Source organism: Paenibacillus sp. FSL R10-2748, assembly GCF_038005565.1.
Taxonomy (GTDB): Bacteria; Bacillota; Bacilli; order Paenibacillales; family Paenibacillaceae; genus Paenibacillus; species Paenibacillus polymyxa_B.
The window spans coordinates 214,222-229,069 of record NZ_JBBOTK010000009.1 but is presented as its reverse complement, the minus strand read 5'-3'; the positions used below and the strand labels follow the sequence as shown (position 1 = coordinate 229,069).

Below are 14,848 nucleotides of genomic sequence, written 5' to 3'. Positions count from 1 at the left end.
CTCCTAAGCATCTCTATTTGATCTTCCGGTAAATTTTTTCTATCCGGTCCAGCGGCTCGTAGGAATCACTATAATCGGTAAAATGTATGGATTCCTTGGCCCCAAGCACCAACACACCAAAATGACTCAAGCTATCATAAAACAACCCATGCACGTGGTTGCGAAGTTCGTCGTTAAAATAGATCATGACATTCCGGCAAAAAATAACATTGAACTCGTTAAAGGACCGGTCAGTCGCTAAGTTGTGCTCCGCAAAAATAATATTTTTCCGTAAAAAAGGATGAAACATCACTGAATCATACTTGGCTGTATAATATTCAGAGAACGATTGCGTGCCCCCGGACTCCAAATAATTTTTGGTATACAGCTTCATTCTGTCGATCCCGTATACGCCTTCCTTCGCCTGCTGTAAAGACAGGTTATTCATATCCGTCGCATAAATGCGGGCCTTATCATATAAGCCTTCTTCATGCAGCAAGATCGCCATAGAATATACTTCCTCACCTGTGGAGCAACCTGCATGCCATATTCGAATGTACGGATACGTTCGCAAAATAGGAATGATTTTCTGCCTAAAATTCAGAAACAGCTCCGGGTCACGGAACATCTCGGTCACCGGAATGGAAAGGCTTTGCACCAGTCTATCGAAGGCGCTGCGATCATGCAGCACCTTCTCCTGAAGTCCTGATATCGTGCTTACATTCTCGGACTGCGCATGATAATAAACACGCCGCTTAATCGATGGCAGAGCGTAGTTACGAAAATCGTAGCCGTACAGCCGATGTATACCTTCCAGCAACAGCTCAATCTCAATCAATTCCCGCTCAGTATCATTCGATTTCACTTCATTAGCAGCATTATCCGCCATATCCTTAGATGTCATAATCTCTCTCCAATTCCTAAATAGGTTTTGCCTGTGCCGCTCCAATCATGTGTCGATTTATATTACCCAATTTTTTGGGTTACGAATACAACCACACCCGCATTAATGATAAAAGCTGTTCGGTTTGAATCGGTTTTTTTACATAATCGGAAGCGCCTGCCTCAATACACTTGGAACGATCATCCTTCATGGCCTTGGCTGTCAGGGCAATAATAGGCAACTTCTCGAATTGTGGCATTAGCCGGATACGTCGCATCGCTTCATATCCATCCATTTCCGGCATCATCATATCCATCAGAACCAGATCAAAATCAGGTGTCTGTTCCAGCAGTTCCAGTGCTTCTCTTCCATTTTCCGCAAAGGTAACCTCCATACGATAGCTTTCCAGCACGCTGGACAGAGCAAATACATTGCGAATATCATCGTCTACCAACAATATTTTTTTATCTTCAAACAGTTCTTCCTTGTTGTATAGCTTCTGCAAAATTTTGCGTTTATCCTCAGGAAGATTCGCCTCTACACGATGCAAGAACAACGTTGTTTCGTCTAAAAGCCGTTCCGGCGATTTAACATCCTTAATAATAATAGACTCTGCATATTTGCGAAGTTGCGTTTCTTCTTTGCTATCCAGATCTTTGCCTGTATAAATAATGATCGGCAGATCAGTTAGCTGCTCGTTCTCTCGAATACGATCCAGCAGTTCAAAACCAGTCATGTCGCTCAGCATCAGATCCAGTACCATGCAGTCATACCGCTGAGTAGCCAGCTCATTCAGTGCTTCCTGACCTGTCGATACCGCCGTAATGGCAACATCATCATGATCGATCAGCTCAATAATGGATTTACGCTGATTATCATCATCTTCAACCACAAGGAGACGTTTGACCATTTGGTCCGTATACGATTTTATATGTGAAAATGCCTTATCCAGACTTTCCTTCGAGGAAGGCTTTTTGAGATAGGCAATCGCGCCCATCATTAAGCCCTGCTTCACATCATCTATGACCGAAATAACATGCACTGGAATATGACGTGTTGATGAATTTCCTTTTAGCTCACCCAAAATGGACCATCCATCCATTACAGGTAATTGAATATCTAGTATAATAGCGTCCGGCAAATAAGATTGAGCCATGTTGAGCCCATCGTCTCCTTGGAGAGCGATCAGTGCTTTAAAGCCCCGGCTACGGGCCATATCGTACAAAATATTAGCAAAATTAATATCATCCTCAATAATCAGCAGCACTTTATCCTGCGAGGTAATCTCGTTTCGGTCGTCCCCCGGATGTATAATGTCCTCCGCTTTGTTTTTCGAAGGCATCTGATATAATGGCAACCGTTTAGCAGGCATAATCATGGGAAGGTCCGTTTCTACCGAGGCTGCGACACTCTCAAAATCCGAATTCACATCCGCACCGTTAAATTCCTCTCTCGAATGAGACTCCATATCCTCAGCCGTTGGTGTTTGTTCCGGCAAATACAATGTAAAACAACTGCCCTGTCCCTGCTCGGATTCCACCGTAATAACGCCGCCCAACAATCTGGAAAGCTCGCGGCTGATCGACAGACCTAGTCCTGTCCCCCCATATTTCCGGCTGGTTGTACCGTCTACCTGCTGGAAGGCTTCGAAGATCAGATCCGTTTTATCGGAAGCAATCCCAATGCCCGTATCACGCACAGATAGAGCCAGATAGGATCTTCGTGGATTTAGCAGACCAGGAAGCTGCTCTCCGTTTGCCCGAGATACAATGAAACTAATAGAACCTTCCGTGGTGAACTTGAAGGCATTAGACAGCAAATTACGTAAAATTTGTTTGAGACGATAACCGTCACTGATAATGGCATCTGGCAAGTTCTCTTCGATTTCGGTATGCAGTTGAAGCTCACGTTTGGCTGCGACCGGAGCAAAATTCTGCTCCACAAACAGTTCCAGTTCCTTCAAATGGACCGCTTCATGGTTAATATCCATTTTTCCAGCGTCCACTTTGGATAAATCCAGAATTTCATCAATCATTTTCAACAAGTCCGCGCCTGACATATAAATGGTTTGTGCATATTCCACCTGCTTTGGCTTGAGATTGCCTTCCTTGTTCTCAGACAAGAGCTGAGAAAGAATAAGCAAGCTATTTAGCGGAGTACGCAGCTCATGAGACATATTGGCCAAAAACTCAGATTTGTATTTGCTTGTGATTCCTAGCTGCATGGCCTGTTGCTCCAACTGAGCTCGTGCATGTTCAATCTCATCGTTCTTTTCTTCCACTTCTCGAACTTGTTCTTCCAGCGCTCTAGTTTTGGCAATCAGTTCAGTATTAAAATGCTCCAATTCTTCCTGTTGACGCTGTAACAATTCCTCTGAACGCTTGAGCTCCTCTGTTTGCTCCTCCAAATTTTCGTTGGAGCGCTTGAGTTCCTCTTGCTGAGTTTGCAGCTCCTCGGACTGGCATTGCAATTCCTCAGTAAGTGCCTGGGATTCGCGCAGCAATTGCTCTACACGCATCCGTCCCTTGATATTGTTCAGAATGATCCCCAAGCTCTCTACTAATTGAGCAAATAGCTTCGTTTCCAGATCACTGAAGCGATCCAGTGACGCTATTTCTATAGCACCGATGCACTCATCCTCGAACAAAATAGGGAAAATCATAATTCCCACTGGCTTACTTTCTCCTAAGGCAGAGCCTATGGACAAATATCCGTCAGGAGCCTCTGTAATCAAGATCGGCTTACGATCCAGAACACATTGTCCGAGCAATCCTTCGCCCACATGGATAACGTCCCTAATCGAATTTTCGCCAGTCACCTTTGCATAGGAGCCGTATAACTTAAAACGGTTGTCTTCTACATCTTTTCCTTGCAAATAGATGGCTCCATAGCTGCCTCCCAAGATGGGCGTAAACTCACTAATGAACATCTGAGCAACCTGCTCCAGTGAATTCACACCACGGAACAGCTCAGTCACCCGAGCAGTATTGGCATTAAGCCAAGTTTGATCCTTCTGCGTTTGAAGGACAGAATGCTCGAATTTCCGCTTTTCTTCCAAGTCCCCGGCCATTTGTTGAAATACACGAGCGACCTCACCGATTTCATCTTTGGAGGCAACACTCATTCGGCTGATGGCCCTGTACTTTCCCTTGCCAAAACCATTAATCATGAGACTAACGATATTTAGACCTTTGGCAATGCTTGGGAGCACCCACAAAATAACCAGTAAGCCCATGATCAGACCGGCGGCCATCAGAATTGTGGTAATCTGTACAGATTCCTCATAGGCCTGATTGGCTTGCTTCATGTCGTTATCAATCTCCCGATCCTGAAAAACGGCAAGGGCATTAATGCTGTCCATTGCCTCCTCTTGAGCAGGCAAACCAGTACTATTGCGGAAAGCGTTAGCCTCATCAATGCGATCTTGTCCCAGCAAGGAAACTAACCTTTGTTCGTAACTTAGAAATTCATTCCAGGCGACGGCTACCCGATCAACCTGCTGCTGCTCTTCACTGGTGCCTGAGTTTGTTTGCAGACTTGCCAGCACTTTCGTTCCAGTAGCGGAAATATCATCGAGCTCACGTTTGGCCTCGCCGACGGAGGAGCCCGGATTCAAAATCAGGTTGGCCATAACTTTGGCCATATCATTCACCTGACCGCGAATAGCCGTTGTTTTCCGGACCTTCACATATCGGTCCTGGTAAACCTGATTCAGCTGCTCATTCAGGCTCCCCATACGGTCATAGCTGATTAGCGTCAGCACAAGGAGGATCGCCATAAGCGATCCAAAGCCGATCAGCAGTTTATTTCTGATTTTCATGCAAGCTCTCTCCCTCTTTCAATGAAATCCAGATCAGGCACTTATCATCATCGCGATCCTGTGGCGCCTCATTACGAAAAAATGCATCCAGCATCGCTTCTTCATTCCAATCCTCATACTTACGTAGACACTCAGTCAGATACTCCAACTGCTCTTCATATTCACCTTCCACCGCTTCCAGCAAGCCATCCGTATACAAAGCGATATGTCCAGTTCCTTCATAATGAATCGTGTGCATTTCTGCATCAATCTTATCAAACAAACCAACCGGGCTACATGCACGGTCAAATTTGGTAATGCTGCCATCCTGGTTGAACAGCAAACCGGGAGGATGTCCCGCATTTACATAGTCAATTCGCCGTGAACGGGTATCAATCACCATATAAATCGCCGTAAAATAATACTGTACCAGCTGCTTGCCCAGATCCAGTTGATTAAAACGACGATTCAGCTCTTGTATGACTTTCTCAGGCTCCACATATGTGGTCACCGTATCCTTAAGTACAGACGCAATGAACATGCAGAACAGCGAGGAAGAAATGCCATGCCCCATCATATCAAGCAAAATGATGGCATATCGCCCCTCCCCTAACGGATACCATGAATATAAATCCCCTGCCAGTTCAAAGGAAGGCTGATAGAGCGCATTCACTTGCAGTACCGGGTCCTGAATGGCAGGACTAAGCACCGCCTGCTGCACCATCGCGGCCAGCTTCAACTCATCCTGAATTCGCTGATCCCGATCCTTATGCCAGTCCTTCTCCTGTTTGAGACGCAAAGCAGACCGGATTCGCGCCATTAGCTCTACCTTGTTGATCGGCTTCGTGACATAATCGACGGCTCCCACATCCAGAGCTTCGGCCAATTTTTTGGAATCGCCTACTGCCGTTACCATAATAATCGGGATATCTTTTAAATGCTCATATTCCTGCACAATACTGCAAGCTTCAATGCCGTCCATTTCAGGCATCATCATGTCCAGCAGCACCAAATCAATATCTGAAGGACGGGGTCGAAGACTAATGGTACGATCGCCGATTCCCAGATGCTCCAACATTTCTGCGGCCGAGCTAGCAGAGATCACATCCCGATAATTTTCTTTTTTCAGTATTTCACGAATAATAATGACATTCGTCGGGTTATCGTCAACAATTAGAATTCTCATTGGCCTCTCCTTATCTGTAACTCATGTATTATACTATACCTGCTTAAACGGCAACACCCTTGTTCATTAGAAGTAGTGTTTCCGTAAGAAGGCATTCCAAAAACATAGATAAGGAATGAGGCTGGAACCCCATTCCTTATCTATGTTTTTGGAGGACCCGCGAAACACTTGTGCTGCGGTCAACATCCTCTTTTTCGAATCTAATGCCACTCTGCTTTTATGGTGAACAGCAATATCACGCTTTTTTAGCAATGACCAGCACTTTACCCTGATCCAGTTCTTTTTCATAAAAGTCAGCTTCGGTATCTGTAAATCCCAAGGAAGTAATTTTAGCGCGAAGCTCATCGCCGCGGGAACGGAACAAGTTGGCTAATGAGTCGAAAACGCCCTCTTCCTTAATCCCGATTTCCTTGGCATCCACTGTATCCGCAATACGATCTGTCCGATCCTGATCATGAGCGAGCACGAACACATCCTCATAACGATAGCCCGTGTTACGCAACTCATTTACTGCTTCAACGGCTTGTACACCGTTATCTACCACTTTGGCATAAGATTTATGATTGGTCTGATTCATGTTTCTCACGCTCCTTTAAGGATTGACTTCTCTGACTATTACACTTCACACATCCATTTGAAACTTCCATGTTATGTCACGCCTCGGAAAAATCAATTACCATTCCGTTTCATCAAAAAACTCAACATACTTAGGTTTATCAGACGTCTCATCCATAAACACTTTGATTGCACGTTGTCCACGTACATAGACCTCTCCGTCTTCCGCCGTGAATTGCGAGCCACCCAGCGCCTGATCCAGCGTTTTCCGTTGCAGTGGCAGCCACTCATCATTTACCTTGATTCGACCGGCAGCAGGGTCTACATGCACATAAGAAACGACGTCCTCACGCATACCAACTACAACATCTGGATATTGGTATTCTGTAGAAAGCAGCAGCATATCCTTTTTGACTCGTAGTGGCTTGCCCAGCTTTTTCAATACATCGGCACGTGTATCATCCAAAGATATGCCATTTAAGGTATGAAAATCTGCTGGTACAGCATGTGGAGCGGGTATCGTCTGCACAGTCCTAACCATATGCCCCGCTGTTTGCGGGGAAACGGTTTGCTGAACCGTATCCTGTCCGGAAAAGGGAGTGAGCAAACCAGCAGCTAGTAATAACGTCTTCATCATAAATCTCACCCTTTCAATGAATTTCCTGTAGTTTACGGTTCAGCCACTATGCTACTGACGCATTTTCTGCCACACCCCAGCAGCGATGTCTACATAACCCAACCAGTTTTTACCCGGCTTGGCCGCAGGCTCTTCATAAGTCGCATTGTAGCTCTGAACCGTCCGCTCCGTTGCGGTCAAAGGTCTACTCGGTGTCGTTGCCTTAATCGCATTATCCGTTCTGGAAGTATTACTCGCAGCGCTATGCGATTTCTGAAACCGTGTCATTAACGCTGTTGAAGCCTGCTTGGCAGCCAGCGTCACTTCGCTGAGTACCTCCCCCAAGTTTCTAACCGATTCCATCACTGGCTCCACTTGCTTCAATTTATGATCAACATCTGCGGTGATGTCATTCGCATGTCGAACCGTTTGTTTTACTTCATAACTCAGTTCATCTACCGTTTTTTGCACATCCTGTAAGGTTTGAGTCACCTTATCCAGTGAGCCTTGTGCTGCTTTCAACGTTTTAATGAGGAAAATAACGAGAACTGCAAATGCGATAGCAATAATAAAAATGCTGACCTGTGTTAACATGGCGTAACCTCTCTTTCGTCTTTCACGATGATGTTTATGATTACTGCATAGTTACCCTTTAGATTCAGACACGAAACAACGTCCAGGCTGGCTTCTTCTCCGCTCCAAACGTTATGATTCACGGACTCTCGCACCGTTTAAAACAACATATAACGATGGCACAGCCACGAGTAATCTATAGAAGTCACCGTCATCTGCAACCACGCTCTATCGGGGCGTGAGTATGCCACATTATATACAATTAAAGGAGGATACAGAACATGCTAAAATGGTCCGCTTTATTCTTAATTTTTGCTGTGATCGCCGGAATCTTAGGTTTTTTTGGTATCGTCGTGTCCATAGCTGCTACAATCGCTAAAATATTATTTGTGATATTTCTGGTGTTGTTCGTCATTTCACTCTTTACCGGAAGAAGACGGGTTTCATAGTTATCGGATGCTAGCTGTACAAAAGCAATATTCTAATGTTTATAAAAAAAGGATGTTCCCACCCTGGTCAACAGGGCTGTGGAACATCCTTTTTTGATGCAGCTTTTTTAAGGTTAACGGCGCTTTTATTGAATCACGCTGCCCCCAAACAGGAAACGGTCCTGCCAAGGCTTGCTGAAATCCGTAACTTTTACACCGCCACCCGCTACAGAAAACGTATGGAGAAGCTTGTTGTCTCCCAAATATACAGCTACGTGTGTAATCGTTTGGGAGGAATTATCCAAGGACGTGTACGCCCCAGAAGATGCATTATAATTTGTAAAGAAGAGTAAATCGCCACGCTTCAGCGTAGTCATGTCCATATTCGGCTGACTGTTTTGCTTGATCCACTCACCCTGTGAACGTGAATCTGCCGGAAGCTGGATACCTACAGCCTGACGGAAAATTTGACGGGTAAATGCCGAGCAATCAAAAGTAGCCGTACTGTTACGATCCGAACCATATTCATATGGAGTTCCGAGATAAGTCATCCCCGTATTAATAACCTGCTCTATTGCAGCCGCTGCATCACCGGAAAACATGTTCGTAGTTGATGCAGGAGATGCTGTCACAGGTATTGCGGTAGTATCAGGAGTGGTTGTCACCGGAGCAGACACAGGCTGCTGCACAACAACGCCCTCGCCAATACGAATATACTGTGGAGACGAGCTGACGTAGCCCACTGTACCATCAGCATTGGTAACCTTGAACCAATAAGCATTACTTGGATCGGTAATCGTAACGACATCCCCTGCATTCAAATAGCCCAAAACCTCGGAAGAAGTGGATGCCTCCGCCCGCAAACGAACGGACGTTTGAATCGTGGCTTTCGTTTGACCGGCAGAACTATTCACTGAGGCCACAGCCTCTTTAGCTGAAACATTTTTAACTGACTCTGTGGCTTCCGATTTACGAGTGGTAGACGGGGTGACAGCAGCAGCGACACTGGTAGCGCCAATTTTTATGTACTTGTCAGAGCTGCTAGTGTATCCGGTTACTCCATCAGAAGTCTTGATCTTATACCAATAGCTGTTCGTTTTCTCCAATACCGTTACGGCCTCTCCCTGCTTCATAAAGCTGACTACATCCCCTGTAGTCGAAGGACCGGATCTAAGCTTTACAGCCGCCTGAATAACCGCCTTCTGTCCTGTGGATGCTGTTGATGCCGCTGCGTCAACCTGACCCGGCGCCACATGAATTGCTGCCAACAGCGCGGCTGACGTCATGAGCATTCCCATCACGCGTCTTCTCAATGTTGCACCTCCTGGCTGTTTTTACGAATTTGAAGAGCATATCCAATTCCGACGAATATAGCCGGACATGCCTTCATTATAGTAAAAGCAGCAGGAAGAGAGATATAATCCAAACGTCACAAAAGGAAGCGTATACGCCTTTTTCATATAGGTCTAAAGTCACTTTTAACACTAAATATTCAATAAATAATCTATAATTTGGGTTCTACATGGACATGGACATGCATCGTATTATGAACCTCTTGCAGACGTTCCTCAATCCGGTCGCTGATCCGATGCCCTTCAATCAGGCTGAGTTGCGGATTGACCTCAATGACCACATCCACCAGCGCATGATTGCCGTGTACACGTGCCTTAACGTCCCGAATCCCCTCTACTCCAGGTATACAGGCAATCGTACTCCGTAAGTCAGACAGCTCTTGCTCATCAAATCCATCGGTCAAGCTGTGCGTGGAATCCTTAAAAATATCCCACGCTGTTTTACAAATGATAAATCCTACCGCGATCGCAGCTACAGTATCCAGCCAGGGTAGGCCGAACTGTGCGCCGATAATGCCAACTGCTGCCCCAACACTGACAAGTGCATCCGATAGATTATCCTTGGCCGCTGCCAGCAAAGCCTTATTGTTAATTTGCCGTGCCAGTCTGTTATTGTAAAGGTACACTCCCAGCATAATCACTGCACAAATCACAGCTACACCCGCGGAGGTGATATCCGGTATTTGCTTTCCGCCCTTGAAAATGCTCCCGATCCCATCAATAAGCACCTGCAAACCGACGACAGCCATAATAAAGGACGCCAGCAGCGCCGCGATCGTTTCTGCCCGAAAATGTCCATAGGCATGGTCAGAGTCCGGTGGCTTTTGGGAAATTCTCAGTCCAACCAGTACAGCAACCGACACTACAATATCGGTGACATTATTGAAGCCATCCGCCCGCAACGCGCTAGAAGCAAATATATATCCGCTAATCAGCTTAAAGGCGGACAACAAGAGATAAGCAGCAATGCTCACCCACGCCCCACGCTCACCTTTTCGTATCTCTTCATAGACATTTACCACAACGTAGGACACTCCTTCAAATATATAGTTCCCAGCAGAACGATCTCACCGGGCCCAAAAATAAAAATAGCAGCGTTGCTGCCCTGAATAATATCAATTTTCTTTGGTTAACTGTTATTTTCAGGATAGCAGACGAACTTTGTGTGGGTCTAGAGAAACAGTCTTTCCGCTCTGCATCGCTGTAGTAACAACGAAAAAGTATTGCCAGGCCCCATTCCTGTAGGTTATACAAAACATTTTTTACTTCACGCAAAAAACAGAGGTTTTCTCTTCCAACCCACCCCAGATGTGTGTTATCATTGTTGCCCTTGTCCCTTCTTTTAAAAACGTATAAAATGAGGACACAGCCGCGTTTTTATTCAATCCAGCATGATTGACATGAATTTGGCGGCAACAGGAGGAATTTATTCATGAGCGATGCTAATGAACCACGTAAAGTTAATCTCGCAGATGCCATTCGGGAAAAGCTGGCACAAAAAAAACAGCAGTCCGGCGCTTCACAGCAGGGCGGCTTTCAAGGCGGTTCCGCCAAAACACTGAAAAGCCAAAATACGAAGAAGCCGAACAACCAACGTCGTCGTACAGGCGGATCATAAGCCACCTCATAGCCTTTATAGGGTACCAAAGGTCTGGCGAAGTCTATCTTACCTCACTGCCAGAACCAAGTAAGCTATGGGCATGACACAAAAACGAAAAAGAGGAGTCTCCCCGCCATCTTAATGGCCTGAAGGAGCTCCTCTTTCGTTTATCTAGTTGTTGAAGTTAGCCGGTTTGGATATTTAGCCGATTTCTACCGGATACATACGTTCACGCAATTTTGTGATTTCTTCATTTTCCAAGTATTCATCATAGCTCATCGTACGGTCGATTACGCCGTTTGGTGTAATTTCCACGATTCGATTCGCGATCGTTTGAATAAACTGGTGGTCATGGGATGTGAACAATATAGTACCGTCAAAATCAATCAGACCATTGTTCAGCGCTGTAATGGATTCCAGATCCAAGTGATTGGTCGGTTCTTCCAGCAACAGCACATTGGCACCGTTCAGCATCATTTTCGCCAGCATACAGCGAACCTTTTCGCCCCCGGACAGCACACTTGCTTTCTTAAGCGCTTCTTCTCCAGAGAAAAGCATACGTCCCAAGAAGCCGCGCAGGAACGTTTCGTCCTGATCCTTGGAATATTGACGCAGCCACTCCACAAGATTCATATCCACACCTTCAAAATAGGTGGAATTATCTTTCGGGAAATAAGCCTGGCTAGTTGTAATCCCCCAAGAGAATTCTCCGCTATCCGCTTCGATCTCGTTCATCAACACCTGGAAGAGCGTCGATTTAGGCATGCCGTTCGGGCCAACAAACGCGATTTTATCGCCTTTGTTCACAACCAGACTGAACTCATTCAGCACTTGCTCGCCTTCAACAGTTTTACTGAGGCGGTCTACTGTCAGGAGTTGTTTGCCTGCTTCGCGTTCAGGCTTGAAGTTCAGGAAAGGATATTTACGGTTCGATGGACGGATGTCATCCAACGTAATTTTATCCAGTTGTTTTTTACGTGAAGTAGCCTGTTTGGACTTGGAAGCATTCGCGGAAAAGCGCTGAATAAAGGCTTGCAGTTCCTTGATCTTCTCTTCCTTCTTCTTGTTGGCATCACGAGTCAAGGCAAGCGCAAGCTGGCTAGACTCATACCAGAAGTCGTAGTTTCCGACGTACATCTGGATTTTGCCAAAATCAATATCCGCAATATGCGTACATACCTTGTTCAGGAAGTGACGATCATGGGATACAACGATGACGGTGCCTTCATAGTCCATCAAGAAATTTTCCAGCCATTGAATGGATTCGAGGTCCAGATGGTTGGTAGGCTCATCGAGCAGCAAATTGTTCGGACGACCAAACAACGCTTGAGCCAGGAGAACACGTACCTTGTCATTACCACTCAGCTCAGACATGTTCTTGTCATGCAGGTCGCGGGGAATACCAAGACCGATCAGCAAGGAAGCTGCATCTGGCTCGGCATCCCATCCGTTCAGCTCCGCAAATTCACCTTCAAGCTCACCGGCACGTAGACCGTCCGCTTCGGTAAATTCCGTTTTGGCATACAGCGCATCCTTTTCCTTCATGATTTCATACAGACGCGTGTGGCCCATAATAACGGTTTCCAGAACCGGGAATTCATCGTATTCATAATGGTTCTGCTTGAGGACTGCCATCCGTTCACCCGGTGTCATGTGAACCTCGCCAGAATTGGCTTCAATTTCACCGGAAAGAATTTTCAAAAAGGTGGATTTACCTGCGCCATTCGCCCCAATCAGGCCGTAGCAGTTCCCAGGAGTAAATTTGATATTTACGTCTTCAAAAAGTGGGCGTTTACCATAACGAAGCGTTACGCCGCTTGTACTGATCATATAAGCATACCATCCTTATCATTAGTAAAGTGCTAAACACAAAATTACCGACGGCAATAGTATAACACACAAAAGATCGGATTCGAACCGTAGTATAAGCATAACCGCCCCTGAATCTCATCCAATATCTTATAAATAAAATAAAAAATGCTTCTGTCTCCACGATTGTCACCTGACAAACACATGGACCAGAACCATTTTCATGTTCTAAATTCGTTGAGATGCCGTTAGGACAGACGCGTTATTCAGTCGCGGCATTGATGTTCCATGCGCTTGTAATTGTCAGGAAACCCCGACACCTAACGGAATGAGGTACATACCGACTTCATCATCCTGTTTGATTACGACCTCCACGTCATAGACCGTCTGGATCAGTTCAGATGTAACGACCTCTGTAGGTGAGCCGTTCGCTATAATACGCCCTTCCTTCATGGCAATCATCACATCGCTATACCGAATAGCCTGATTGATATCATGCAGCACCATCACGATTGTCAGTCCATGTTCCTGGTTTAACTGCCGAATGAGCTCTAAAATTTCAAGCTGGTAGTACATATCCAAATAGGTGGTCGGCTCATCCAAAAATAAAATTGGCGTCCGCTGTGCCAAGGCCATTGCAATCCATACACGCTGCCGTTCTCCTCCTGAGAGCTGATCCAACGTGCGAGTTCTACGTTCGTTCAGGTTAGTGCAGGCTATTGCCCACTCAATCGCCTCCTCATCCTCGTCACGCCTCGCTGTGAACATGTTCTTATGCGGCAACCTGCCGAAGCTTACGAGCTTTTCTACAGTCAAGTCGGAAGGTGCCTCGTTCTGCTGATGGACTACCGCCAGTTGACGGGCCAGCTCCTTGGGCTTGTAGTGGGCTATCTCCTTGCCGTCCAGAATCACCTGGCCCAAGCGGGGAACAGCATTGTTGGACATCACGCTGAGCAGCGTTGATTTGCCGCATCCGTTGGGACCGATAATGGTAGTGATCCGTCCCGACTCAATAACAGCATTAATAGCATGTAGACGATCTGTTTTCCGATCATATGAGAAGGTTATATCCTTAATGTCCATAGGTACGATCCGCCTTTCTGATCAGGAATATCAGGAACGGCCCGCCAATGACGGCCATAATAATAGAAGCCGGGATTTCATTGGGTGCAAGCACCGTCCGCCCCAGTGTATCCGCGAGCAGCAGCAGCAAGCCGCCGCATAAAGCGGAAAATGGAATCAGCCACTTATGATCCGAGCCAACTAGGTAGCGGGCACAATGCGGAACGAGCAGGCCGATAAAGGCAATCACTCCCGCGATGGCTGTAGCCGTTGCTGCAAGCAGCACTGCAATCACAGAAATCAAAAGTCGTGCACGCGTTACATTGAATCCCAGATTTTTAGCTGTTTTATCTTGAAGGGACAAGAAATTGCACCAAGAGAACACGAGCATGGCTAAAATTAGCCCAATCCCGCCATAGGTCACAATAACCTCGACATCTACCCATTTTTTCATAGACAAGGTTGAAGTGGTAACCTGATTAATGCTAGTGACTGCATAACTGCCTCGATAGTTAAACGACTGACCTAGGCCGGAAAAAATGGCGTTCACAGCCACCCCGATCAGAATGAGACGAATCGGATGCAAGCCAGATTTCCATGAAAAACCATAAACCATTAAACAGGCTAACGCCCCGCCAATAAATGAAAAGAACGGCATCCAGAAATAAAGCGCAGGAAAGACCGTCACCGCAATCAGCGAGATCAAAGCCGCTCCCGAAGAAATGCCGATAACCCCAGCATCCGCCAGCGGATTTTTCATGACGGCTTGCAGCAAAACACCCGCTACTGCAAGTGCTGCACCTGCCATTACGGACACGAAAATTCTCGGTAGTCTCAGGTCCTTGACCACATTCACCTGATCATCTGTACCTGTCCACAATCCGGTCATCAACTGACTCAAATCCACCTTGAGACTGCCTGTCATCGCTGAATACAGCATGACGCCAACGAGCAAGACAATTACAACAATAAGGCTCCATACTTTTTTGGACATGTCATCAGCTTC

Annotated in this window: 13 protein-coding genes; 2 read left to right on the top strand and 11 right to left on the bottom strand. The window is 46.1% G+C overall.

The window, feature by feature from the left end; translation table 11 throughout:
- Window positions 1–13: 13 nt before the first annotated feature.
- From NSS66_RS23155 to NSS66_RS23130, 6 genes are all read right to left on the bottom strand, one after another.
- Complete coding sequence (locus tag NSS66_RS23155) at window positions 14–883, bottom strand: CheR family methyltransferase (RefSeq protein WP_023990274.1); 870 nt, start codon at window positions 881–883, stop codon at window positions 14–16.
- Window positions 884–962: 79 nt separating this feature from the next.
- Window positions 963–4,682 carry a response regulator gene (locus tag NSS66_RS23150; protein WP_316244191.1) on the bottom strand — a complete coding sequence of 1,240 codons (3,720 nt, stop codon included), beginning with the start codon at window positions 4,680–4,682 and terminating at the stop codon, window positions 963–965.
- The gene (locus tag NSS66_RS23145; protein WP_023990276.1) at window positions 4,666–5,847 is read right to left on the bottom strand and encodes a PP2C family protein-serine/threonine phosphatase; all 1,182 of its coding nucleotides are present in this window, start codon (window positions 5,845–5,847) and stop codon (window positions 4,666–4,668) included. The genes NSS66_RS23150 and NSS66_RS23145 overlap by 17 nt, the downstream gene beginning before the upstream one ends.
- A 235-nt stretch (window positions 5,848–6,082) precedes the next feature.
- Window positions 6,083–6,424, bottom strand: a complete 342-nt coding sequence (locus tag NSS66_RS23140; RefSeq protein ID WP_023990277.1) for a general stress protein — start codon at window positions 6,422–6,424, stop codon at window positions 6,083–6,085.
- 96 nt (window positions 6,425–6,520) lie between these two features.
- The gene (locus tag NSS66_RS23135; RefSeq protein WP_034095094.1) at window positions 6,521–7,039 is read right to left on the bottom strand and encodes a hypothetical protein; all 519 of its coding nucleotides are present in this window, start codon (window positions 7,037–7,039) and stop codon (window positions 6,521–6,523) included.
- A gap of 51 nt (window positions 7,040–7,090) precedes the next feature.
- On the bottom strand, window positions 7,091–7,612 hold the full coding sequence (locus tag NSS66_RS23130) for a DUF948 domain-containing protein (RefSeq protein ID WP_339200896.1): 522 nt from the start codon (window positions 7,610–7,612) through the stop codon (window positions 7,091–7,093).
- 260 nt (window positions 7,613–7,872) lie between these two features.
- Here NSS66_RS23130 and NSS66_RS23125 point away from each other — a divergent pair, with 260 nt between their 5' ends.
- Window positions 7,873–8,040 (top strand): DUF1328 domain-containing protein, encoded by a 168-nt coding sequence (locus NSS66_RS23125; RefSeq protein ID WP_023990280.1) that lies wholly within the window; start codon window positions 7,873–7,875, stop codon window positions 8,038–8,040.
- Window positions 8,041–8,165: 125 nt separating this feature from the next.
- Here NSS66_RS23125 and NSS66_RS23120 read toward each other — a convergent pair whose 3' ends face one another.
- Together NSS66_RS23120 and NSS66_RS23115 are read right to left on the bottom strand one after the other, a co-directional pair.
- Window positions 8,166–9,332 (bottom strand): C40 family peptidase, encoded by a 1,167-nt coding sequence (locus NSS66_RS23120; RefSeq protein WP_340959868.1) that lies wholly within the window; start codon window positions 9,330–9,332, stop codon window positions 8,166–8,168.
- A 191-nt stretch (window positions 9,333–9,523) separates the two neighbouring features.
- Window positions 9,524–10,393, bottom strand: a complete 870-nt coding sequence (locus NSS66_RS23115; protein ID WP_028541844.1) for a cation diffusion facilitator family transporter — start codon at window positions 10,391–10,393, stop codon at window positions 9,524–9,526.
- Window positions 10,394–10,803: 410 nt separating this feature from the next.
- On the opposite strand from NSS66_RS23115, the gene NSS66_RS23110 reads away from it, so the two are divergent.
- The gene (locus NSS66_RS23110; RefSeq protein ID WP_013311941.1) at window positions 10,804–10,989 is read left to right on the top strand and encodes a hypothetical protein; all 186 of its coding nucleotides are present in this window, start codon (window positions 10,804–10,806) and stop codon (window positions 10,987–10,989) included.
- 183 nt (window positions 10,990–11,172) lie between these two features.
- Here NSS66_RS23110 and NSS66_RS23105 read toward each other — a convergent pair whose 3' ends face one another.
- From NSS66_RS23105 to NSS66_RS23095, 3 genes are all read right to left on the bottom strand, one after another.
- The gene (locus NSS66_RS23105) at window positions 11,173–12,801 is read right to left on the bottom strand and encodes an ABC-F family ATP-binding cassette domain-containing protein (protein WP_023990284.1); all 1,629 of its coding nucleotides are present in this window, start codon (window positions 12,799–12,801) and stop codon (window positions 11,173–11,175) included.
- 282 nt (window positions 12,802–13,083) lie between these two features.
- Window positions 13,084–13,863, bottom strand: coding sequence for an ABC transporter ATP-binding protein (locus NSS66_RS23100; RefSeq protein WP_340959866.1), 780 nt, complete (start codon window positions 13,861–13,863; stop codon window positions 13,084–13,086).
- Window positions 13,853–14,836 carry a FecCD family ABC transporter permease gene (locus tag NSS66_RS23095; protein ID WP_028541843.1) on the bottom strand — a complete coding sequence of 328 codons (984 nt, stop codon included), beginning with the start codon at window positions 14,834–14,836 and terminating at the stop codon, window positions 13,853–13,855. Before NSS66_RS23095 ends, NSS66_RS23100 begins: the two co-directional genes overlap by 11 nt.
- Window positions 14,837–14,848: the final 12 nt, after the last annotated feature.

Coding starts and splice junctions, on each gene's coding strand:
- NSS66_RS23155 (WP_023990274.1), bottom strand. CDS start 883: ATGACATCTAAGGATATGGCGGATAATGCTGCTAATGAAGTGAAATCG.
- NSS66_RS23150 (WP_316244191.1), bottom strand. CDS start 4,682: ATGAAAATCAGAAATAAACTGCTGATCGGCTTTGGATCGCTTATGGCG.
- NSS66_RS23145 (WP_023990276.1), bottom strand. CDS start 5,847: ATGAGAATTCTAATTGTTGACGATAACCCGACGAATGTCATTATTATT.
- NSS66_RS23140 (WP_023990277.1), bottom strand. CDS start 6,424: ATGAATCAGACCAATCATAAATCTTATGCCAAAGTGGTAGATAACGGT.
- NSS66_RS23135 (WP_034095094.1), bottom strand. CDS start 7,039: ATGATGAAGACGTTATTACTAGCTGCTGGTTTGCTCACTCCCTTTTCC.
- NSS66_RS23130 (WP_339200896.1), bottom strand. CDS start 7,612: ATGTTAACACAGGTCAGCATTTTTATTATTGCTATCGCATTTGCAGTT.
- NSS66_RS23125 (WP_023990280.1), top strand. CDS start 7,873: ATGCTAAAATGGTCCGCTTTATTCTTAATTTTTGCTGTGATCGCCGGA.
- NSS66_RS23110 (WP_013311941.1), top strand. CDS start 10,804: ATGAGCGATGCTAATGAACCACGTAAAGTTAATCTCGCAGATGCCATT.
- NSS66_RS23105 (WP_023990284.1), bottom strand. CDS start 12,801: ATGATCAGTACAAGCGGCGTAACGCTTCGTTATGGTAAACGCCCACTT.
- NSS66_RS23100 (WP_340959866.1), bottom strand. CDS start 13,863: ATGGACATTAAGGATATAACCTTCTCATATGATCGGAAAACAGATCGT.
- NSS66_RS23095 (WP_028541843.1), bottom strand. CDS start 14,836: ATGTCCAAAAAAGTATGGAGCCTTATTGTTGTAATTGTCTTGCTCGTT.